Origin of the sequence: Cellulomonas humilata (genome assembly GCF_030814415.1) — a bacterium.
Lineage (GTDB): Bacteria > Actinomycetota > Actinomycetes > Actinomycetales > Cellulomonadaceae > Cellulomonas > Cellulomonas humilata_A.
On the sequence record NZ_JAUSVB010000002.1, the window covers coordinates 1,064,622 to 1,085,035 of the forward strand.

Annotated in this window: 20 protein-coding genes and 1 tRNA gene; 19 read left to right on the top strand and 2 right to left on the bottom strand. The window is 71.6% G+C overall.

Annotation, left to right across the window (positions count from 1 at the left end):
* Positions 1-164 precede the first annotated feature (164 nt).
* The 9 genes from J2X26_RS10845 to J2X26_RS10885 all read left to right on the top strand — a co-directional run bounded on the left by J2X26_RS10845 (position 165) and on the right by J2X26_RS10885 (position 8,041).
* A tRNA-Val gene (locus J2X26_RS10845) sits at positions 165-237 on the top strand.
* Between the two features lie 132 nt (positions 238-369).
* Positions 370-2,382: a threonine--tRNA ligase gene (gene thrS, locus J2X26_RS10850; protein WP_307492139.1), complete on the top strand. Its 2,013-nt coding sequence runs from the start codon at positions 370-372 to the stop codon at positions 2,380-2,382.
* On the top strand, positions 2,382-2,936 hold the full coding sequence (locus J2X26_RS10855) for an HIT family protein (protein WP_307492140.1): 555 nt from the start codon (positions 2,382-2,384) through the stop codon (positions 2,934-2,936). Before thrS ends, J2X26_RS10855 begins: the two co-directional genes overlap by 1 nt.
* Positions 2,937-2,943: 7 nt before the next feature.
* Positions 2,944-3,546 (top strand): phosphatidylinositol phosphate synthase, encoded by a 603-nt coding sequence (pgsA, locus tag J2X26_RS10860; protein ID WP_307492142.1) that lies wholly within the window; start codon positions 2,944-2,946, stop codon positions 3,544-3,546.
* Entirely contained in the window at positions 3,543-4,505 is a 963-nt protein-coding gene (locus tag J2X26_RS10865; protein ID WP_307492144.1) for a phosphatidylinositol mannoside acyltransferase, read from the top strand. The genes pgsA and J2X26_RS10865 overlap by 4 nt, the downstream gene beginning before the upstream one ends.
* Positions 4,502-5,728, top strand: a complete 1,227-nt coding sequence (locus tag J2X26_RS10870; RefSeq protein WP_307492146.1) for a glycosyltransferase family 4 protein — start codon at positions 4,502-4,504, stop codon at positions 5,726-5,728. The genes J2X26_RS10865 and J2X26_RS10870 overlap by 4 nt, the downstream gene beginning before the upstream one ends.
* Positions 5,725-6,381: a hypothetical protein gene (locus tag J2X26_RS10875; RefSeq protein ID WP_307492147.1), complete on the top strand. Its 657-nt coding sequence runs from the start codon at positions 5,725-5,727 to the stop codon at positions 6,379-6,381. Before J2X26_RS10870 ends, J2X26_RS10875 begins: the two co-directional genes overlap by 4 nt.
* 98 nt (positions 6,382-6,479) lie before the next feature.
* A complete protein-coding gene (pdxS, locus tag J2X26_RS10880) occupies positions 6,480-7,403 on the top strand; it encodes a pyridoxal 5'-phosphate synthase lyase subunit PdxS (RefSeq protein ID WP_307492148.1) in 924 nt (307 codons plus the stop codon).
* On the top strand, positions 7,400-8,041 hold the full coding sequence (locus J2X26_RS10885) for an NUDIX hydrolase (RefSeq protein ID WP_307492149.1): 642 nt from the start codon (positions 7,400-7,402) through the stop codon (positions 8,039-8,041). Before pdxS ends, J2X26_RS10885 begins: the two co-directional genes overlap by 4 nt.
* Position 8,042: 1 nt before the next feature.
* On the opposite strand, the gene kynU is transcribed toward J2X26_RS10885, so the two are convergent.
* Complete coding sequence (gene kynU, locus J2X26_RS10890; protein WP_307492151.1) at positions 8,043-9,275, bottom strand: kynureninase; 1,233 nt, start codon at positions 9,273-9,275, stop codon at positions 8,043-8,045.
* A 48-nt stretch (positions 9,276-9,323) separates the two neighbouring features.
* Here kynU and pdxT point away from each other — a divergent pair, with 48 nt between their 5' ends.
* The 10 genes from pdxT to J2X26_RS10940 all read left to right on the top strand — a co-directional run bounded on the left by pdxT (position 9,324) and on the right by J2X26_RS10940 (position 19,839).
* Positions 9,324-9,923, top strand: coding sequence for a pyridoxal 5'-phosphate synthase glutaminase subunit PdxT (gene pdxT, locus J2X26_RS10895; protein WP_307492152.1), 600 nt, complete (start codon positions 9,324-9,326; stop codon positions 9,921-9,923).
* Positions 9,924-9,978: 55 nt separating this feature from the next.
* The gene (locus J2X26_RS10900; RefSeq protein ID WP_307492154.1) at positions 9,979-10,734 is read left to right on the top strand and encodes a YebC/PmpR family DNA-binding transcriptional regulator; all 756 of its coding nucleotides are present in this window, start codon (positions 9,979-9,981) and stop codon (positions 10,732-10,734) included.
* Positions 10,735-10,925: 191 nt separating this feature from the next.
* Entirely contained in the window at positions 10,926-11,492 is a 567-nt protein-coding gene (ruvC, locus tag J2X26_RS10905; protein ID WP_307492155.1) for a crossover junction endodeoxyribonuclease RuvC, read from the top strand.
* Positions 11,493-11,575: 83 nt separating this feature from the next.
* Positions 11,576-12,187, top strand: coding sequence for a Holliday junction branch migration protein RuvA (ruvA, locus tag J2X26_RS10910; protein WP_307492157.1), 612 nt, complete (start codon positions 11,576-11,578; stop codon positions 12,185-12,187).
* A complete protein-coding gene (ruvB, locus tag J2X26_RS10915) occupies positions 12,180-13,238 on the top strand; it encodes a Holliday junction branch migration DNA helicase RuvB (protein WP_307492159.1) in 1,059 nt (352 codons plus the stop codon). Before ruvA ends, ruvB begins: the two co-directional genes overlap by 8 nt.
* 103 nt (positions 13,239-13,341) lie before the next feature.
* The gene (gene yajC / locus J2X26_RS10920; protein ID WP_307492160.1) at positions 13,342-13,770 is read left to right on the top strand and encodes a preprotein translocase subunit YajC; all 429 of its coding nucleotides are present in this window, start codon (positions 13,342-13,344) and stop codon (positions 13,768-13,770) included.
* Between the two features lie 129 nt (positions 13,771-13,899).
* On the top strand, positions 13,900-15,768 hold the full coding sequence (gene secD, locus J2X26_RS10925) for a protein translocase subunit SecD (protein WP_307492161.1): 1,869 nt from the start codon (positions 13,900-13,902) through the stop codon (positions 15,766-15,768).
* Positions 15,768-16,859, top strand: a complete 1,092-nt coding sequence (gene secF, locus J2X26_RS10930; protein WP_307492163.1) for a protein translocase subunit SecF — start codon at positions 15,768-15,770, stop codon at positions 16,857-16,859. The genes secD and secF overlap by 1 nt, the downstream gene beginning before the upstream one ends.
* Positions 16,856-17,434, top strand: a complete 579-nt coding sequence (locus J2X26_RS10935; RefSeq protein WP_307492164.1) for an adenine phosphoribosyltransferase — start codon at positions 16,856-16,858, stop codon at positions 17,432-17,434. The genes secF and J2X26_RS10935 overlap by 4 nt, the downstream gene beginning before the upstream one ends.
* Before the next feature lie 80 nt (positions 17,435-17,514).
* Positions 17,515-19,839, top strand: coding sequence for a RelA/SpoT family protein (locus J2X26_RS10940; RefSeq protein WP_055914326.1), 2,325 nt, complete (start codon positions 17,515-17,517; stop codon positions 19,837-19,839).
* 3 nt (positions 19,840-19,842) lie between these two features.
* Here J2X26_RS10940 and J2X26_RS10945 read toward each other — a convergent pair whose 3' ends face one another.
* Positions 19,843-20,403, bottom strand: a complete 561-nt coding sequence (locus tag J2X26_RS10945) for a hypothetical protein (RefSeq protein ID WP_307492166.1) — start codon at positions 20,401-20,403, stop codon at positions 19,843-19,845.
* Between the last annotated feature and the right edge of the window lie 11 nt (positions 20,404-20,414).

A 20,414-nucleotide genomic window follows, 5' to 3' on the forward strand; every position in this document is an offset into this window, starting at 1 on the left:
CGACGGCGCACCCCTTGACTTCGGCGCGATGACCTGCAGTGAGCCCTGGTGAGCCCGGTTCGGATTCTCGACCCGGGCCGGGTAGCATCCTCTTCGATGTCACCCGCGGGTGCTCGTCATTCCCGGCACCCGGCGTGTCGCGGAGCGACGGATCCGCGAACGACGGGCGATTGGCTCAGTTGGTAGAGCGCCTCGTTCACACCGAGGAGGTCATCGGTTCGAGTCCGGTATCGCCCACTCGATCAGGAGGGGTCGGCCCCACAGGCCGGCCCCTCCTGCCGTGCATATGAGGTCCGATGCGCCGCGAGCCCGCCGGTAGCATCGAGTGGCTCGCCGCCAGGGCGAGCGGCCACGAAGGAGGCTGTACCGGTGCCCGAGCTCATCACCCTCACCGTCGACGGGATCGCGACCACGGTGGAGCCGGGGACGACGGGTACCGACCTGTACTCCTCCCGGCGCGACGTCCTCGTCGCCCGCGTGGACGGCGAGCTGCGCGACCTGCACCTGCCGCTGGCCGACGGCGCGGTCGTCGAGGCCGTGACCATCGACGAGCCGGACGGTCTCGCGGTGCTGCGGCACTCCGCGGCGCACGTGCTGGCGCAGGCCGTGCAGGAGATCCACCCGAAGGCGCGTCTCGGCATCGGGCCGCCGATCACCGACGGGTTCTACTACGACTTCGACGTCGAGACCCCGTTCACCCCGGACGACCTCAAGGCGATCGAGAAGGTCATGGGCCGGATCGTCAAGGAGGGCCAGACCTTCCGCCGGTGGGACGTCACCGAGGACGAGGCCCGCGCCGAGCTGCGCGACGAGCCGTACAAGCTGGAGCTCATCGGTCTCAAGGGCGACCCGCAGGCTGCCGACGGCGCGTCGGTCGAGGTCGGTCTCGGCGGGCTGAGCATCTACCAGAACGTCCGGGGGGCCGGCCGTGAGAGCGAGCAGGTCGTCTGGCAGGACCTGTGCCGCGGCCCGCACGTCCCGAGCACCCGGGTGCTGGGCAACGCGTTCCAGCTGACCCGGTCGGCCGCCGCGTACTGGCGCGGGTCGGAGAAGAACCCGCAGCTGCAGCGCGTCTACGGCACCGCGTGGCCGACCAAGGACGAGCTGCGCGCCTACCTCGAGCGCATCGCCGAGGCCGAGCGCCGGGACCACCGCCGGCTCGGCACCGAGCTGGACCTGTTCTCCTTCCCGGACGAGATCGGCTCCGGCCTGGCGGTGTTCCACCCGAAGGGCGGCGTCGTCCGGATGGAGATGGAGCACTACAGCCGACTGCGGCACGTGCAGGGCGGGTACGAGTTCGTGAACACCCCGCACATCACCAAGGGCAAGCTGTACGAGATCTCGGGCCACCTCGACTGGTACGCGGAGGGCATGTACCCCCCGATGACCCTCGACGAGGAGCGCGACGCCGAAGGGCACGTCCGCAAGGCGGGGCAGCAGTACTACCTCAAGCCGATGAACTGCCCGATGCACAACCTGATCTTCGCGGCGCGGGGTCGGTCCTACCGCGAGCTGCCGCTGCGGCTGTTCGAGTTCGGCACCGTGTACCGGTACGAGAAGTCGGGCGTCGTGCACGGTATGACCCGTGCCCGCGGCTTCACCCAGGACGACGCTCACATCTACTGCACCCGCGAGCAGATGGCGGACGAGCTCACCACGACGCTGAAGTTCGTCCTGGACCTGCTCAAGGACTACGGGCTCGACGACTACTACCTGGAGATGTCGACCAAGAACCCGGAGAAGTTCGTGGGTTCCGACGAGGTCTGGGACGAGGCCACGGAGACCCTGCGCGCGGTCGCGGAGGCCTCCGGGCTCGACCTCGTGCCCGACCCGGGCGGTGCGGCGTTCTACGGACCGAAGATCTCGGTGCAGGTCAAGGACGCGCTCGGGCGCACCTGGCAGATGTCGACCATCCAGCTCGACTTCAACCTGCCCGAGCGGTTCGAGCTCGAGTACACCGCCTCCGACGGCAGCCGCCAGCGGCCCGTGATGATCCACCGTGCGCTGTTCGGGTCGGTCGAGCGGTTCTTCGCCGTGCTGACCGAGCACTACGGCGGCGCGTTCCCGGCCTGGCTCGCGCCGGTCCAGGTGCTCGCCGTGCCCGTGGCCGAGCCGTTCGAGGGCTACCTCGACGACGTCGTGAGCCAGCTGCGGGCGCAGGGGATCCGGGCGGAGGTGGACCGGTCCGACGACCGGTTCGGCAAGAAGATCCGCAACGCCAGCACGCAGAAGATCCCGTTCGTGCTCATCGCCGGCGGTGAGGACGCTGACGCGGGGGCCGTCTCGTTCCGGTACCGCGACGGACGCCAGGACAACGGCGTGCCCGTGGCGGAGGCGATCGAGCGGATCGTCTCGGCGGTGCGCGACCGCGTGCAGGTCTGATGGTGACCGAGTCCGCCGACGACTTCGCGGGCGTGCCCGACGGCTTCGAGCGGCTCTGGACCCCGCACCGGATGGCCTACCTGGGCGGGCAGGACAAGCCGGTGGACGGTGCGGCCGGCGACGGCTGCCCGTTCTGCCGGATCCCGTCGCTGAGCGACGAGGCGGGGCTGATCGTCGCGCGCGGTGCCGTGGCCTACGTCGTGCTGAACCTGTACCCGTACAACTCGGGGCACCTGCTGGTGTGCCCGTACCGGCACGTCGCCGACTACACGGAGCTCACGGAGCCAGAGGTCGCCGAGGTCGCGTCGCTGACGCGGACGGCGATGCAGGTGGTCCGCGCGGTCTCGGCGCCGCAGGGCTTCAACCTCGGCATGAACCAGGGCGAGGTCGCGGGTGCCGGGATCGCCGCGCACCTGCACCAGCACGTGGTGCCCCGGTGGGGCGGCGACTCGAACTTCCTGCCGATCGTGGCCCGCAGCCGCGCGCTGCCGGAGCTGCTCAGCGACACGCGGACGCGGCTGGCGGCTGCCTGGCCGACCGCATCGAAGGGATGATCGGCACGTGCTGAACGGACTGCGCGGTGCGATGACGCGCTTCTTCACCCCCATCGCCAAGGCGTTGCTGCGCCTGGGCATCTCCCCGGACGCGGTGACCATCGGCGGGACGCTCGTGGTGGTCGTCACCGCGCTCTGGGCGTTCCCCACAGGGCACCTGCTGCTCGGCACCCTCGTCATCGCCGTGTTCGTCCTCACCGACTCCCTCGACGGCGTGATGGCGCGGCAGGCCGGCCGCTCCGGGCCGTGGGGTGCGTTCCTCGACTCGACGCTCGACCGGTTCGGTGACGGCGCCATCTTCGCGGGGCTCGTGCTCTGGTTCACCGCGGGCGGCGACGACCGGCTCTCCGCGATCCTCGCGCTCGCCTGCCTCGTGCTGGGCTCGATCGTGCCGTACGCGCGTGCTCGCGCCGAGGGGCTGGGCATGACCGCGTCGGGAGGCATCGCCGAGCGGGCGGACCGCCTCGCCCTCGTGCTCGTGGCCACGTTCGCTGTGGGCGTCGGCGCGCCGACGGTCGTGCTCACCGTCGTGCTCGCACTGCTCGCGCTCGCGTCGGCCGTGACGATCGTGCAGCGGATGAGCAAGGTGTATCGCCAGGTGACGGGGTGAAGGTCGACGTCGCCCGCGCCTACTCGGTCGCGTGGAAGGTGGCCGGCAAGCTGCCCGGACCCGTGCTCCGGATGCTCTGCGACGCCGCTGCGGACCTGGCGTGGGCGCGCCGTGGGGGCGGGGTGCAGCAGCTCGAGAGGAACCTCGGTCGCGTCCGTCCAGAGCTCGGCTCCCGAGAGCTGCGCCGCCTGGGCCGCCTCGGCATGCGGTCGTACATGCGGTACTTCGGCGAGGCGTTCGCCCTGGCGACCATGACCCAGGACCGCATCGACGCACGCGTCCGTGTGGTCGGCATCGAGAACGTCCGGGTGCACACGGACAACGACCAGGCCATCGTCCTGGCCGTCGGTCACACAGGGAACTGGGACCTCGCAGGCGCCTGGTGCACGCGGGAGATCGCGCCGGTCACGACCGTCGCGGAGCGCCTCGAGCCCGAGGCGCTGTTCCAGGAGTTCGTGGCGTTCCGGGAGAGCATCGGGATCACGATCTTCGCGCTCACCGGTGGCGGCGACGTGTTCCGCGGGCTCGTGCGTGCCGCGCGCAACGGCGCCGCGATCCTGCCCCTGCTCGCCGACCGCGACCTCACGTCCAAGGGCCTCGAGGTCGACCTCTTCGGGCACCGGGCGCGGGTGGCGGCCGGGCCGGCGGCGCTGTCGATCACCACGGGTGCGCCGCTGGTGACCACCGTCATCTACTACGAACGGCTGCGGGGCGCCCAGCGCCGTGCTGCCGGGTCGCCGTGGGGCATCGTCATCCAGTTCAACAAGGCCATCGAGATGCCGGCGGACGTGCCGCGTGCCGACCGCGTGCGCGCGATGACCCAGGCGTGGGTCGACCAGTTCGCCGCCGGCGTCCGGCAGCGCCCGCAGGACTGGCACATGCTGCAGAAGGTCTTCGTCGAGGACCTCGACCCCGAGCGCTACGCCGCCACGCTCGCCGCCCAGGGGAGCGTCGGATGAGTCCCCGCCGTGCCGAGCGGACGCTCCGGGTCGGCATCGTGTGCCCGTACTCCTACGACGTGCCCGGCGGCGTCCAGTTCCACGTGCGCGACCTGGCGGAGGCCCTGATCGCGCGCGGGCACACCGTGTCCGTCCTGGCGCCCGCCGACGACGACACCCCGATCCCGGAGTACATGACCGCGGCCGGGCGTGCGATCCCCGTGCGCTACAACGGCGCGGTCGCCCGCATGACCTTCGGGCCGGTGACCGCCGCGCGCGTGCGCAAGTGGCTCGCCGCGGGCGAGTTCGACGTCCTGCACCTGCACGAGCCGGTCACCCCGAGCCTCGGCATGCTGGCGCTGTGGATCGCCGACGGCCCCATCGTGGCGACGTTCCACACGGCACTCATCCGCTCCCGCCCGCTCCAGATGGCCTACCCGCTCGTGCGGCAGTCGCTGGAGAAGATCTCGGCCCGGATCGCCGTCTCGGAGGACGCCCGGCGCACCCTCGTGGAGCACATGGGCGGCGACGCCGTCGTGATCCCGAACGGTGTGTACGTCGACGCGTTCACCGCCGCGACGTCCGACCCGCGCTGGACCGGGACACCCGAGCGTCCGACCATCGCGTTCCTCGGGCGGCTCGACGAGGCGCGCAAGGGGCTGCCGGTCCTGCTCGAGGCCGTGCCCCGGGTGCTCGCCGAGCTCCCGGGCGCGAGGTTCCTCGTCGCGGGGCGCGGGGAGACCGGACCGGACGAGGTCCGTGAGCTGCTGGGCGACGAGGCGGCGGCCGCCGTCGAGTTCCTCGGCGGGATCTCCGACGAGGACAAGGCCAACCTGCTGGCCTCCGTCGACGTGTACTGCGGACCGCAGACGGGCGGCGAGAGCTTCGGCATCGTGCTCGTCGAGGCGATGAGTGCCGGTGCGACGGTTGTCGCCAGCGACCTCGGCGCGTTCTCGCGCGTGCTGGACGACGGCGCCGCGGGCATCCTGTTCCGGACCGGCGACAGCGCGGACCTGGCCTCGACGCTCGTCCGCGTCCTGCGCGACCCGGACCTGCGCGCGCGCGTCTCGAAGCATGCGCTCGAGGTCGTGCGGCAGTACGACTGGGCGACCGTGACCGACCAGGTGCTCGCCGTCTACGAGATGGTCGTCGCCGGTCGGGACGCCCCCGTCGGTGAGGACCCGTCGTCGATCCGCGGTGCGCGGCTGCTCGAGCCGCGCCGGGGCCGGGGTGACTCGCGATGAGATGGTCGGAGATCACCGTCTACGTGACGATCGTGCTGGCGCTCGCCCTGTGGCGGGTGTGGGTCTCCGCGTCGCGGCTGGACCGGTTGCACCGCAAGGTCGGCACGTCCCGCGCGGTCCTCGACGCCCAGCTGGTGCGCCGTGCCACGGTCGCCGCCGAGCTGGCGACGTCCGGGCTGCTGGACCCGGTGAGCTCGGTGCTCGTCGGCGAGGCGGCCTGGGCCGCGCTGTCGACGGGGGCGAGCGAGCTGCCGGCCGACCTGCTCACGCTCGTCGGCCCCGACGAGCTGCCCGTCGGCGGGGCGGCTCTGCTGGCGGTCGACCGCGGTGGCATCGAGAGCGAGCTGTCGGCGACCCTGCGCGAGGCGCTGGACGACCCCGACGAGGTGTCCGCACTGCGCGCGGACCCCGCGGGCGACGAGCTGGTGGACCTGCTCGCGTCGTCCTGGTACCGCATGCAGCTGTCGCGCCGCTTCTACAACGAGGCCGTCGCGCAGACGTCGCGCGCACGGCGCGGCCGGCTCGTCCGGCTGCTGCGCCTCGCCGGGCACGCCCCGGAGCCCCGCAGCCTCGAGCTGGACGACGCGTGGCCCGAGAACCTCGGCCGCCCCGGCACCCGCCGCGGCCCCGTGGAGAGCACTCCGTCCGGCTGAGACGGCGCCCGGGAGCCCGGGCTCGACGGACTACGATTGACCGACCCGGCCGTCGAGACGGCCGTTCCCACACCGCACGAGGATCTGCGAGGCTCGACGTGACCAGCGAGAACAGCCAGCCCACCACCGCGACGCACGCCGGCGTCATCGGCACCGCCCGCGTGAAGCGGGGGATGGCCGAGATGCTCAAGGGCGGCGTCATCATGGACGTCGTCACCGCCGACCAGGCCAAGATCGCGGAGGACGCCGGAGCGGTCGCCGTGATGGCCCTCGAGCGGGTCCCCGCGGACATCCGCGCCCAGGGTGGCGTGGCGCGCATGAGCGACCCCGACCTCATCGACGGCATCATCGACGCCGTCTCCATCCCCGTCATGGCGAAGGCCCGCATCGGCCACTTCGTCGAGGCGCAGGTGCTCCAGTCGCTCGGTGTCGACTACGTCGACGAGTCCGAGGTGCTGACCCCGGCCGACTACGCGCACCACATCGACAAGTGGGCCTTCACGGTGCCCTTCGTCTGCGGTGCCACCAACCTGGGTGAGGCCCTGCGCCGTATCACTGAGGGCGCGGCCATGATCCGCTCCAAGGGCGAGGCCGGCACGGGTGACGTGTCCAACGCGACGACCCACATGCGCACGCTGCGCGACCAGATCCGCCGCCTGACCTCCCTGCCGGAGGACGAGCTGTTCGTCGCCGCCAAGGAGCTGCAGGCGCCGTACGACCTGGTCAAGGAGGTCGCCCTCGCCGGCAAGCTCCCGGTGGTGCTCTTCACCGCGGGCGGCATCGCGACCCCTGCCGACGCCGCGATGATGATGCAGCTCGGCGCCGAGGGCGTGTTCGTCGGCTCCGGCATCTTCAAGTCGGGCAACCCGGCCGAGCGCGCCGCCGCGATCGTCAAGGCGACCACGTTCTTCGACGACCCGGACGTCATCGCCAAGGTCTCCCGCGGTCTGGGTGAGGCCATGGTCGGCATCAACGTCGAGGACGTCCCGGAGCCCCACCGCCTCGCCGAGCGCGGCTGGTGACGCAGCACCACTCGACGCCGGAGGCCGCGGACGACTCGTCCGCGGCCTCCGCCGTTCCTTCCGGTGTCCCGTCCCGGTCGAGCGCCGACGGCGGCGGTCCGGTGCACGGTCTCGGCCCGGAGTGGCGGCGCGGCGACGACGGTCTGCTCTTCCGCGAGGCCGCGCGCGTGATCCTGCTCGACGAGGACGACCGCGTGCTGCTCATCCGCGGGCACGACGTGGACCAGCCCGACCGCAGCTGGTGGTTCACGGTCGGCGGCGGCATCGACGACGGTGAGGACGCCATGTCGGCGGCCGTGCGTGAGGTCCGCGAGGAGACGGGGATCGCCCTCACCGCGGCGGACCTCGTGGGCCCGGTGTTCACCCGGTCGGCGATCTTCGACTTCTTCGCGGAGCACTGCCGGCAGGACGAGATCCTCTACCTGGCCCGCGTGCCCGCGGCCGCGTTCGGCGCGGTCGACCGCGGCGGCTGGACCGAGCTCGAGCACGACGTCATCGACGAGCTGCGCTGGTGGTCGCTGGACGACCTCGACCGCGTCGACATCGAGGTGTTCCCCGACCGTCTCGTCGACCTCGTCCGCGGCCTGCTGCCGGCGTGGGACGGCGAGACACGGCACCTCGGCCTGGCGCGCGAGTAGGTCAGGTGACGGGGTTGCGCCGCGCCCAGGCCGGGTCGCGGTGCTCGCCGGCGTCCAGCACGTCGCGCAGCGCCCGCACGGCCGTGACCAGGTCCGCGTGGGTCAGGTAGGGCGCGGCGACACCGAGGCGGACCACGTCCGGCGAGCGGAAGTCGCCGACCACCCCGCGTGCGGCGAGCGCCTGCACGATCCCGTAGGCGTCCGGGTGCCGCAGCGCCACCTGCGACCCGCGGAGCCCGTCAGGCTCGGGTGAGACGAACGCGGCGTCGGGCAGGACGTCGGCGATCGCGTCCCGCAGGAACCGCGTCAGGCTCAACGAGCGCGCCCGGACATCGTGGATGTCGACGCCGTCGAACGCCTGCAGCGCCGCCTCGAGGGCGAGCAGGGACAGCATCGGAGGCGTCCCGATGCGCGCACGCGAGATGCCCGAGGCCCCGACGTACTGGTCGGCCATCGCGAACGGCTGAGCGTGCCCGTGCCAGCCGGGCACGACGTTGACGAAGGCGTCCTGGTGCCGCGCCGCGACGTATCCGTAGGCGGGTGCGCCGGGTCCGCCGTTGAGGTACTTGTAGCCGCAGCCGACCGCGAGGTCGACCTGGTGCTCGTCGAGACCGACCGGCACGGCGCCCGCCGAGTGGCACAGGTCCCAGAGGACCACCGCACCGGCGTCGTGGGCGGCCGCGGTGATGCTGGGCAGGTCGAGGAGCTCGCCCGTCCGGTAGTCCACGTGGGACAGGACGACGACCGCGACGTCAGGGGAGAGCCTCGACGGGATCTCGGCCGGAGCGGCGTGCTCGACCCGCCAGCCGAGCTGCGCAGCGACACCGGCGACGACGTACTGGTCCGTCGGGAAGGACCCCGGCTCCGTGAGCACGACCGACCGGCCCGGGCGCAGGGCCGCGGCGGCGTGCAGAGACTGGTGGAGGCGCACGCTCGTCGAGTCGCCGACGACGACTTGACCGGGCGCGGCGCCGACCAGCCGGCCGATCGCGTCGCCCACGCGCACCGGCGCGTCCCACCACCCGTGCGTGTTCCACGACGCGATCAGGTCTCGCCCCCACTGCTGCTCGACGGCGTCCCGGACCGCGGCGGGCACGGCCCGGGGGAGCGCGCCCAGGGAGTTGCCGTCTAGGTAGACGACGCCGGGCGGGAGCAGGAACCGCTCGCGCAGGTCGGTCGTGGCGTGCGCGGCGTCGAGGTCGGCCGCACGGGCGTCGAGGTGGTCGAAGGTCACAACGCGGGAGCGTACGGCGTGACCGGAGCGCGCCTAGACTCGCCCGTCGTGACCGTGACCGTCGGAGTCCTCGCCCTGCAGGGAGACGTGCGCGAGCACGTGCACGCGCTCGAGTCCGTGGGTGCGCACGCCGTACCGGTCCGGCGGCAGCGCGAGCTCGACGCGGTCGACGCCCTCGTGATCCCCGGCGGGGAGTCGACCACGATCGACAAGCTGCTGCGGGCGTTCGAGCTGTTCGGGCCGCTCCAGGAGCGGCTGCGCGCCGGCATGCCGGCCTACGGCTCGTGCGCGGGGATGATCCTGCTGGCCGACCGCGTGCTCGGCGGGATCGAGGGCCAGCAGACCCTGGGCGGCGTGGACGTCACGGTGCGTCGCAACGCGTTCGGTCGGCAGGTCGAGTCGTTCGAGACCGACCTCGACATCGCCGGTATCGACGGCCCGGTGCACGGGGTGTTCATCCGCGCACCGTGGGTCGAGGAGGTCGGCCCGGCCGCGTCCGTGCTGGCCCGGGTGGAGTCGGGTCCTGCCGCCGGTAGGATCGTGGCCGTCCGCCAGGGCTCGTTGCTGGTGACCTCGTTCCATCCGGAGGTCACCGGAGACACCCGGGTGCACCAACTGTTCGTAGAGATCGTCCGCGACACCCTGTGAGGACCGGCGCTGCAGCCGGCCACGGGACGCGGGAGACGAAGGGGTAGCTGAAGCGATGTCGGGTCACTCCAAGTGGGCCACCACCAAGCACAAGAAGGCCGTGGTCGACGCCAAGCGGAGCAAGCTCTTCGCCAAGCTGATCAAGAACATCGAGGTCGCGGCCCGCACCGGCGGCGGTGACCTCGCGGGCAACCCGACCCTCTTCGACGCGGTCCAGAAGGCCAAGAAGAACTCGGTCCCCATCGACAACATCAACCGCGCCGTCAAGCGCGGGTCCGGCCAGGAGGCCGGTGGCGCCGACTACTCGACGATCATGTACGAGGGCTACGGCGCCGGCGGCATCGCGGTGCTGGTCGAGTGCCTGACCGACAACCGGAACCGCGCCGCGTCCGACGTGCGGGTCGCGTTCACGCGCAACGGCGGCCAGATGGCCGACCCCGGCTCCGTGTCCTACCTGTTCTCGCGCAAGGGCGTCGTCATCGTGCCCAAGGAGGGCACCGACGAGGACGCCGTCATGGAGGCGGTCCTGGACGCGGGCGGCGAGGAGGTCAACGACCTGGGCGAGGCCTTCGAGGTGCTCTCCGAGGCCACCGACCTGGTCCCCGTGCGCACGGCCCTGCAGGACGCCGGGATCGAGTACGACTCGGCCGACGTCGTCTTCTGGCCCGCCACGCAGATCGAGGTCGACGCCGAGGGTGCGCGCAAGATCCTGCGCCTCATCGACGCGCTCGAGGACTCCGACGACGTGCAGAACGTGTACGCCAACTTCGACGCGTCCGACGAGGTCATGGCGGAGCTCGAGGAGGACTGAGCCGGAGCGCAGCGGAGGTCGAGGGGCGCGGAGCGTCACTCGGCTGCAGCGGAGCGCAGGCTCAGTCCGACTACGAACGCAGAGGACTGATCGTCCCGGAGGGGCCCGGCCGCGAAGACGGTCGGGCCCCTTCGTCGTCCCCGGGGCGTGGCCTCCCGGGATCACGGCTGCCCGGCTGAGAGCATGACGGCGTGCGCGTCCTCGGAGTCGACCCCGGCCTGACCAGGTGCGGCCTCGGCGTCGTCGACGGACTCCCGTCCCGCCGGCTGTCCATGGTCGCCGTCGGCGTCGCGACGTCCGACGCCCTCTGGGACGTCGACCAGCGACTGCTCTCGATCGAGCGCCAGATCGAGGAGTGGCTCGAGGAGCACGCCCCTGACGCCGTCGCGGTCGAGCGGGTGTTCGCGCAGCAGAACCTGCGCACCGTGATGGGCACCGCGCAGGTCGCGGGCATCGCGATGGTGGCCGCCGCTCGTCGTCGGATCCCGGTCGCGCTGCACACGCCCAGCGAGGTCAAGGCCGCGGTCACCGGGAACGGACGGGCGGACAAGGCACAGGTCCAGACGATGGTGCAGCGGCTGCTGCGGCTCGAGGAGCTCCCGCGACCGGCCGACGCCGCGGACGCGCTCGCCCTCGCCGTGTGCCACCTGTGGCGGCCCGCGGGTGCTCTCGGTGCCCCGCAGCGGGCGCCCGGATCCCTGACCGCGGCTCAGCGCGCCTGGGCCACTGCCGAGCAGGCGGCCCGACGCCGCGGCTGACCGCGTGTCTTCGTACAGGTGTTCGCCTGCGTGTGTCAGAGTGTCCGGCAGCAGAGGTGTCCTTGACGTTGGGAGGTTGGCCGGTGATCGCGTCGGTCCACGGCACGGTGCAGGTGGTGCGGCTCGATGCCGCCGTGGTGGAGGTCGGCGGAGTGGGCCTGCTCGTGCACGCGACGCCGGCCACCCTGGCGGGCCTGCGGGTCGGTTCCTCCGCGCAGCTGGCCACGTCGCTGGTGGTGCGGGAGGACGCGCTGACCCTGTTCGGGTTCGCGGACGCCGACGAGCGCGAGATCTTCGAGACCGTGCAGACGGTCAGCGGGGTCGGTCCGCGGCTGGCCCTGGCGATGCTCGCGGTCCACACGCCGGACGGGCTGCGCCGCGCGGTGCTGGACGAGGACTTCAAGGCGCTCCAGCGCGTCCCGGGCATCGGCCTCAAGGGTGCGCAGCGCATCGTGCTCGAGCTGAAGGACCGGATCGGCGCACCCGCCAGCGTGACCGCACCCGCCGCCGCCGTCTTCGGCGGGGACCGGCGCGACCAGGTGATCGAGGCGCTCGTCGGGCTCGGCTGGAACGCGCGCGCGGCCGGCGACGCCGTGTCGACCGTCCTGGAGGGCACCGAGGGGCCCGTGGCTGCCGACGAGGTCGCCGGGGTGCTGCGCGCGGCCCTGCGGACCCTGGGTGGTGGGCATGGCTGACGACCGCGAGGAGCTGGTGACCGAGCGCTTCGCGGCCGAGTCGCTGGTCCAGTCGGGAGCCGACGACCTGGAGCGTGCGGCGGAGGCCGCGCTGCGCCCGCGCAGGCTGGAGGAGTTCGTCGGCCAGCGCGTGGTGCGCGACCAGCTCTCCCTGGTGCTCGACGCCGCGCGCGGCCGGGGCAAGGCGCCCGATCACGTGCTGCTCTCCGGACCTCCCGGGCTGGGCAAGACCACGCTCGCGATGATCATCGCGGCCGAGATGGGTGCCCCTCTACGGGTCACCAGCGGACCCGCCATCCAGCATGCGGGCGATCTCGCGGCCGTCCTGTCCTCCCTCGAGGAGGGCGAGGTCCTCTTCCTCGACGAGATCCACCGCCTGGCGCGCCCGGCAGAGGAGCTCCTCTACATGGCGATGGAGGACTTCCGGGTCGACGTGATCGTGGGCAAGGGAGCGGGTGCGAGCGCGATCCCGCTGACGCTGCCGCCCTTCACCGTCGTCGGGGCGACCACCCGCGCCGGCCTGCTCCCGGCACCCCTGCGGGACCGCTTCGGCTTCACCGCGCACCTCGACTTCTACTCGTCCGACGAGCTCGAGCGGGTCCTCGTCCGGTCGGCCGGACTGCTCGGCGTCCCGCTGGACCACGCGGCCGCCGCGGAGCTCGCATCTCGCTCCCGGGGCACCCCCCGCATCGCGAACCGCCTGCTCAGGCGCGTGCGCGACTGGGCGGAGGTGCGTGGCGACGGCACCCTGAGCCTCGTTGCCGCGCAGTCCGCGCTCGACGTCTACGAGGTCGACCAGCTGGGCCTGGACCGGCTCGACCGGGCGGTGCTCACGGCGCTGTGCACGCGGTTCGGCGGGGGACCGGTGGGCCTGACGACGCTCGCCGTGGCGGTCGGCGAGGAGCCCGAGACCGTCGAGACGGTCGCCGAACCGTTCCTCGTGCGCGAGGGCCTGATCGGGCGGACACCGCGCGGGCGCATCGCGCTCCCCGCGGCCTGGACGCACCTCGGGCTCGAGGTTCCCCACGGATCGGGCACACTGTTCGGCTGAGCCGTCCGTCTCACGGAACCAAGACCGGGGTCCGTGCGTTGGAGCGGCGAGCCGCCGGGCCTAGACTGCGGCGGACACACCACCCGATCGGAGCCGTACCGCTGTGGAACTCTTCCTCATCCTGGCCATCGCCCTGGGCGCTCTCTGGCTCATGTCGAGTCGTACCCGCAAGCAGCAGCGCGTGGCGCAGGAGTTCCGGAACAACCTCATCCCGGGCGACGAGGTCATGACAGCGTCGGGTCTGCTGGGCACGGTCGTGGCCGTCGAGGACGACGTCATCACGCTCGAGTCGAGCCCCGGCGCCCACACGCGCTGGATCCGGGCCGCGATCGCCAAGAAGATCGAGCCGCCGGTCGAGGAGATCGACGACGTCGAGGATGATGCCGACCTCGAGGACGAGCTCGACGACCACGACGACGTGGTGACCGATGCCGACCGCATCAGCCGCGCGAACGACGACGTGATCGACGTCCCGGACGACCTGTCCTCGCTCCCGCCCGCCCGCAAGGACGGGGAGCCGGACACCAAGTAGACCGCTCGGTCCGGGTGACGACGCCCGGACCTCGACCCCACCGGTTGCCTGCGCGACCGGTGCGCGCACGAGAGAAGAACTCCGTTGGCTCCTCCTACACGCCGTCAGAGGCCTGTCCGCACGCTCGTCGTGCTCGGCCTCATCATCTTCGCGCTGCTCGGCACCATCGCGGCGGGGACCAAGTGGTCCACCGCCTCCTGGACCCCGAACCTCGCACTCGACCTCGAGGGCGGCACGCAGATCATCCTGACGCCGGTCGCGGAGAACGGTGAGGACATCTCGTCCGAGACGATCGCGCAGGCGATCGACGTCATCCGCCAGCGGGTCGACTCCTCGGGCGTCGCCGAGGCCGAGATCACGAGCCAGAGCGGCGGCAAGATCGTCGTCGGGCTCCCCGGCAACCCGAGCGAAGAGACGCTTGAGCTGGTCCGGACCTCCGCGCAGATGGCCTTCCGGCCGGTGCTGGCCATGGGGAACCCGACGCCGACGGACACCGCGGCGACGCCGGAGCCGACCGAGTCGGCCGCCGCGACGGACCCGGCGGCGCCGGCCCCCACGCCCACGCCCACCGCCGCGGCGGAGGAGCCGTCGGACGAGCCGACCAAGGCTGCGCCCGACAACCCGAGCGACACGGCGTACTACATCACTCCCGCGGTCCAGGCAGAGTTCGACGCCCTGGACTGCACGGACCCGACCAACCTCACCGGTGGCGTCAACGGGGACCCGGACAAGGCCTTCGTCACGTGCGGCCAGGACGGCAGCGCGAAGTACATCCTTGGTCCGGTCGAGATCGAGGGCGCGCGGATCTCCAGCGCCACCTCGGGCCTGAACCAGCTGCCCAGCGGCGGTCAGGGCAACAAGTGGGTCGTCAACATCGCGTTCGACAGCCAGGGCACCACCGAGTTCACCGACGTGACCACGCGACTGCAGGGTCTGTCTGCGTCACCGCCGCTGAACCAGTTCGCGATGGTGCTCGACGGCCTCGTGATCTCGGCGCCGAGCCTGGACTCCGGCGTGATCATCGCGGACGGCAAGGCGGAGATCTCGGGCACGTTCACGCGTGAGTCCGCGGCGAGCCTGGCCAACCAGCTGAACTTCGGCTCGCTCCCGCTGACGTTCACGGTGGAGAGCGAGGAGCAGATCTCGGCGACCCTCGGTTCCGAGCAGCTCCAGATGGGTCTGCTCGCGGGCCTCATCGGTCTCGGCCTGGTCGTCGTCTACTCGCTCTTCCAGTACCGCGCGCTGGGTCTGGTGACGGTGGCGTCGCTGGTGGTCGCAGGTCTCCTCACGTACAGCATCATCACGTTGCTGTCGTGGACGCAGGGCTACCGGCTGTCGCTGCCCGGTGTCGCCGGTCTGATCGTCGCCATCGGTATCACCGCCGACTCGTTCATCGTCTACTTCGAACGCATCCGTGACGAGCTGCGGGAGGGGCGGACGCTGGTCGCCGCCGTCGACCGCGGCTGGGAGCGGGCGCGCCGGACCATCCTGGCGTCCGACGCCGTGAACTTCCTGGCCGCGATCGTGCTCTACGTGCTCGCTGTCGGCAGCGTCCGTGGCTTCGCGTTCACCCTCGGTCTGACCACCCTGATCGACGTGCTCGTGGTCTTCATGTTCACGCACCCGATCATGCAGCTCATCGCCCGGACCAAGTTCTTCGGCCAGGGCCACCGGCTCTCCGGTCTGGACCCGCGCCGGCTCGGTGCACCCTCGTCGACCCGGTACGTGGGCCGAGGCCGTGTCGTGCACGGCTCCGAGACCTCCGAGGGTCGCGCCGTCGAGGATGCGCCCACCGAGGTCGCACCCGCCGACGCCGAGCCGACGCCACGCGTCCCGGTCGCCGTCGGCGGTGGGACCGGCGGTCTGACGATCGCCGAGCGTCGTGCCGCGGCGCTAGCCGCCGAGCAGAAGGCCGCGTCGACCACCGACGCGCCGGTCGACGCACCCGCCCAGGAGTCCGAGCCCGAGTCAGGGCGCACCGAGGGGAACGAGCACTGATGGCCTCCGGATTCGCCCAGTGGGGCAACGACCTCTACACCGGGCGTCGGTCGTACGACATCGTCGGCCGCCGCAAGATCTGGTTCACGATCTCGACGGTGCTCGTGGTCCTGTCCGCGATCTTCCTCATCAAGCCCGGGCTCAACCCCGGCATCGAGTTCCGCGGCGGCTCCGAGTTCGTCGTGTCCGGGGTCTCCGACACCGGTCAGCAGCTCGCGATCGACACGGTCACCGAGATCTCGCCCGACGAGCAGCCGAAGGTCACGACGGTCGGCGCCGACTCGGTGCGCATCCAGACGTCGACGCTCACCAACGACCAGGTCACCGAGGTGAAGAACGCGCTGGCGGAGGCGTACGAGGTTCCCGTCGAGAACGTCACCAGCTCGTTCATCGGGCCGTCGTGGGGCAAGGACATCTCGCAGAAGGCCATCACCGGCATCCTGGTCTTCCTGCTGTTCGTGACGATCGTCATGACGATCTACTTCCGGAACTGGCGGATGGCCGTCGCGGCCCTGATCGCGCTGTTCCACGACCTCATCATCACGGTCGGCGTGTACGCGGCCATCGGGTGGGAGGTCACGCCGGCGACCGTGATCGGCTTCCTCACGATCCTCGGGTACTCGATCTACGACACCGTCGTCGTCTTCGACAAGGTGCGGGAGAACACCGCGGACACGCTGCTCCAGTCGCGGTACACGTACGCAGAGAAGGCGAACCTCGCGGTCAACCAGACGCTGGTCCGCTCGATCAACACGTCGGTGGTCGCGCTGCTCCCGGTGGGCGCGATCCTGTTCGTCGGGGCGTTCCTCCTCGGTGCCGGCACGCTGCGGGACATCGCTCTCGCCCTGTTCGTCGGCATGCTGATCGGCACCTTCTCGTCGGTGTTCCTCGCGACGCCGTTCGAGGTGGCCCTGCGCGAGCGTGAGCCTGCGATCCGCGAGCACACGAAGAAGGTCCTGGACGCCCGCGCCGCGCGCGCGGCGGGTGGCGAGGACGTGTCGGTCGCGGCCGAGGAGCTGCGTGTGGCGGTCGGGGCGCTCAAGCCGGGCGCCCACCAGGGCAACGCCGCGCAGCCGAAGCGCAAGCGATGACGGTTCCGGACAGCGCGGCGGGGGTGCCCACGGGCGCCCCCGCGGCGCGTGCGGACCTGCTGCGCCGCATCGACGGCCTGGTCCGGCTGGTGCCGGACTACCCGCAACCGGGGATCCTCTTCCGCGACATCATGCCGCTGCTGGCGGACGCCGATGCGTTCGCGGACGTGATCGCCGAGATCGCCGGACGCGTCGACGGACACGTCGACCTCGTCGCAGGCATGGAGGCGCGTGGGTTCCTGCTCGCCGCTCCGGTGGCCGTCGCGCTCGGGGCGGGCGTGCTGCCGGTCCGCAAGGCGGGCAAGCTGCCTGGCCCCACCGCGGCACAGTCCTACGAGCTGGAATACGGCACCGCGACGATCGAGATCCACCCGGCGACCGTCCCCGCGGGCGCACGGGTCCTCGTGATCGACGACGTGCTGGCGACCGGCGGCACCGCTGCCGCTACGGTGGCGCTGCTCGAACGGTGCGGAGCCGACGTCGTCGGACTGTCGTTCCTGGTGGAGCTCGAGTCGCTGGGTGGGCGTGGACTGCTGGCGGACCACGCGATCGACGTGCTGCTCGCGGTGCCCTGACCAGCCTTCTCGTCCGGCCCGTGACCGTGTCGACGCGTACTCGGTCGTAGACTGTCGCCTCGACCGTGGGAGGGGGTGTGATGAGCGAAGACGTCCGCACGCCCGAGACCGGCCTCCCGCCGGCACAGAACGACTCTCCGTCGAGTCGCATGCGCTCGCGCCTGGGCCGTTTCGGCGCCCGCAGCGGTGCCGCGTTCCCGGCGATCGAGCCCGTCCTGCAGGCTGCGCGCACCAACCACCCGAAGGCCGACCTGGCCGTCGTCGAGCAGGCGTACGTGGTGGCCGAGAAGGCGCACCGCGGTCAGCTGCGCAAGAGCGGCGACCCGTACATCACGCACCCCGTCGCCGTCGCGACGATCCTCGCTGAGCTGGGCATGACCCCGTCGACGCTCGCCGCCGCGCTGCTGCACGACACCGTCGAGGACACCGACTACTCGCTCGACCAGCTGCGTCGCGAGTTCGGTCCGGAGATCGCGATGCTCGTCGACGGCGTGACCAAGCTGGACAAGGTCACGTACGGCGACGCGGCGCAGGCCGAGACCGTCCGCAAGATGGTCGTGGCGATGTCCCGGGACATCCGGGTGCTGGTCATCAAGCTCGCGGACCGGCTGCACAACGCCCGGACCTGGAAGTTCGTCGCGGCGGCCTCGGCGGAGAAGAAGGCGCGCGAGACGCTCGAGATCTACGCCCCGCTGGCCCACCGGCTCGGCATGAACACGATCAAGTGGGAGCTGGAGGACCTGTCGTTCGCGACCCTCTACCCCAAGGTCTACGACGAGATCGTGCACCTGGTCGCCGAGCGAGCGCCGGCTCGTGAGGAGTACCTGGCGACGGTGCGGGAGCAGGTCGGGGCGGACCTGGGCAAGGCCAAGATCCGCGCGACGGTGACCGGCCGGCCGAAGCACTACTACTCGATCTACCAGAAGATGATCGTGCGCGGCCGCGACTTCGCCGACATCTACGACCTGGTCGGGGTCCGTGTCCTGGTCGACTCGGTGCGGGACTGCTACGCGGCGCTCGGTGCGCTGCACGCGCGGTGGAACCCGGTCCCGGGACGGTTCAAGGACTACATCGCGATGCCCAAGTTCAACCTGTACCAGTCGTTGCACACGACCGTCATCGGGCCCGGTGGCAAGCCGGTCGAGATCCAGATCCGCACGCACGACATGCACCGCCGGGCCGAGTACGGCGTCGCAGCGCACTGGAAGTACAAGGAGAGCGCGAAGAACGCGGGGACGACGGACAAGGACTCCGCCGGCAACGACATGCAGTGGCTGCGCCAGCTGGTCGACTGGCAGAAGGAGACCGCCGACCCCAGCGAGTTCCTCGACTCGCTGCGGTTCGAGATCGCCGGCTCCGAGGTCTACGTCTTCACACCCAAGGGCGACGTGATCGGGCTGCCGTCCGGCTCGACCCCCGTCGACTTCGCGTACGCCGTGCACACCGAGGTCGGCCACCGCACGATGGGTGCCCGCGTCAACGGACGCCTGGTGCCGCTCGACTCGTCGCTCGAGAACGGCGACGTGGTCGACGTGTTCACGTCGAAGTCCGAGACGGCAGGTCCGTCGCGCGACTGGCTCGGCTTCGTCAAGAGCCCGCGAGCGCGCAACAAGATCCGCCAGTGGTTCTCCAAGGAACGCCGCGAAGAGGCCATCGAGCACGGTAAGGACGCCATCGCCAAGGCGATGCGCAAGCAGAACCTGCCCATCCAGCGCCTGCTGTCGCACGAGTCGCTCGTGGCGCTGGCCAACGAGATGCGCTACGCCGACGTCTCCGCGCTGTACGCGGCGATCGGCGAGGGGCAGGTGTCGGCCGGCACGGTCGTGCAGCGCCTCGTGCAGTCGATGGGTGGGGAGCCGGCGGCCGAGGAGGACCTCGCCGAGGTCGCCCGGCCCGGACAGACGCAGCGTCGGGTCCGCACCGGCGACCCCGGCGTCGTGGTCAAGGGTGTCGACGACATCTGGGTGAAGCTGGCCAAGTGCTGCACCCCGGTCCCGGGCGACGACATCGTGGGCTTCGTGACGCGCGGCGCGGGTGTGAGCGTGCACCGCAGCGACTGCATCAACGTGACGAGCCTGCGCTCGGAGCCCGAGCGCATGGTCGACGTGGCCTGGAGCCACAACAGCACGTCGCTGTTCCTGGTCCAGATCCAGGTCGAGGCGCTCGACCGCAGCCGGCTGCTCTCCGACGTCACACGCGTGCTGTCCGACTCGCACGTCAACATCCTCTCGGCGTCGGTCTCGACGTCCCGGGACCGGGTGGCCCTGTCGCGGTTCGTGTTCGAGATGGCCGAGCCGTCCCACCTGGCGTCCGTGCTCGCCGCGGTTCGCAAGGTGGAAGGCGTGTTCGACGTCTACCGGATCACCGGCGCCAAGGCGGCCGAGGAGCCGGCGATCCGCGCCTGACCGTCACAGGTCCTGCAGGGTGGCGTAGGCCCGGCGGATCCCGCGGTGTCCTCGGAAGCCGTCGAGCCGATCCAGGGCTCGGGTGGGCTCGAAGCCGACGTCCTGCAGCGCCCGCAGCGTCGGCACGGCTTCTCCCGGAGGCAGCATCCGCGCGATGTCGATACCCGTGCGCTGGACGGACGTGGCTCGGTGGGCACCGACGCGCACCACGTCCGACGGCGACAGCGTCGCTTCCGCCGCGACACGGCAGGGATGCGGGTCGGTACGGCGCTCGCCGGTCCTGACCAGGACCTCGACCCGCACCGGCGGGAACCGGCCGGTGTGGACCCATGCGGCCGTCCGACGCCCGATGACCCCGCGGGCGGGGACCAGCGGTGCGAGCGCGAACGCCCGCAGCTCCGGCGTGTCCGGAAGATCCGCCGCGATCGCGACGTCACCCCAGACGATCCGGACGACTCCGTCACGGAGCAGCCCGAACCAGGCGGCGGCGCCGACGTCCTCCCGGCTCACGGTGCGGGGGAGCTCCGGGACCGTCACGCGGAACTCGTCGAGGCGGGTGCTCACCGGAGCAGCAT

Excerpts from the sequence above, each read along its gene's own strand:
- ruvB (WP_307492159.1), top strand. The coding sequence starts at position 12,180 with ATGGCTGACGACCGCGAGGAGCTGGTGACCGAGCGCTTCGCGGCCGAG.
- J2X26_RS10940 (WP_055914326.1), top strand. The coding sequence starts at position 17,515 with ATGAGCGAAGACGTCCGCACGCCCGAGACCGGCCTCCCGCCGGCACAG.
- secF (WP_307492163.1), top strand. The coding sequence starts at position 15,768 with ATGGCCTCCGGATTCGCCCAGTGGGGCAACGACCTCTACACCGGGCGT.
- J2X26_RS10875 (WP_307492147.1), top strand. The coding sequence starts at position 5,725 with ATGAGATGGTCGGAGATCACCGTCTACGTGACGATCGTGCTGGCGCTC.
- J2X26_RS10855 (WP_307492140.1), top strand. The coding sequence starts at position 2,382 with ATGGTGACCGAGTCCGCCGACGACTTCGCGGGCGTGCCCGACGGCTTC.
- J2X26_RS10870 (WP_307492146.1), top strand. The coding sequence starts at position 4,502 with ATGAGTCCCCGCCGTGCCGAGCGGACGCTCCGGGTCGGCATCGTGTGC.
- J2X26_RS10935 (WP_307492164.1), top strand. The coding sequence starts at position 16,856 with ATGACGGTTCCGGACAGCGCGGCGGGGGTGCCCACGGGCGCCCCCGCG.
- J2X26_RS10900 (WP_307492154.1), top strand. The coding sequence starts at position 9,979 with ATGTCGGGTCACTCCAAGTGGGCCACCACCAAGCACAAGAAGGCCGTG.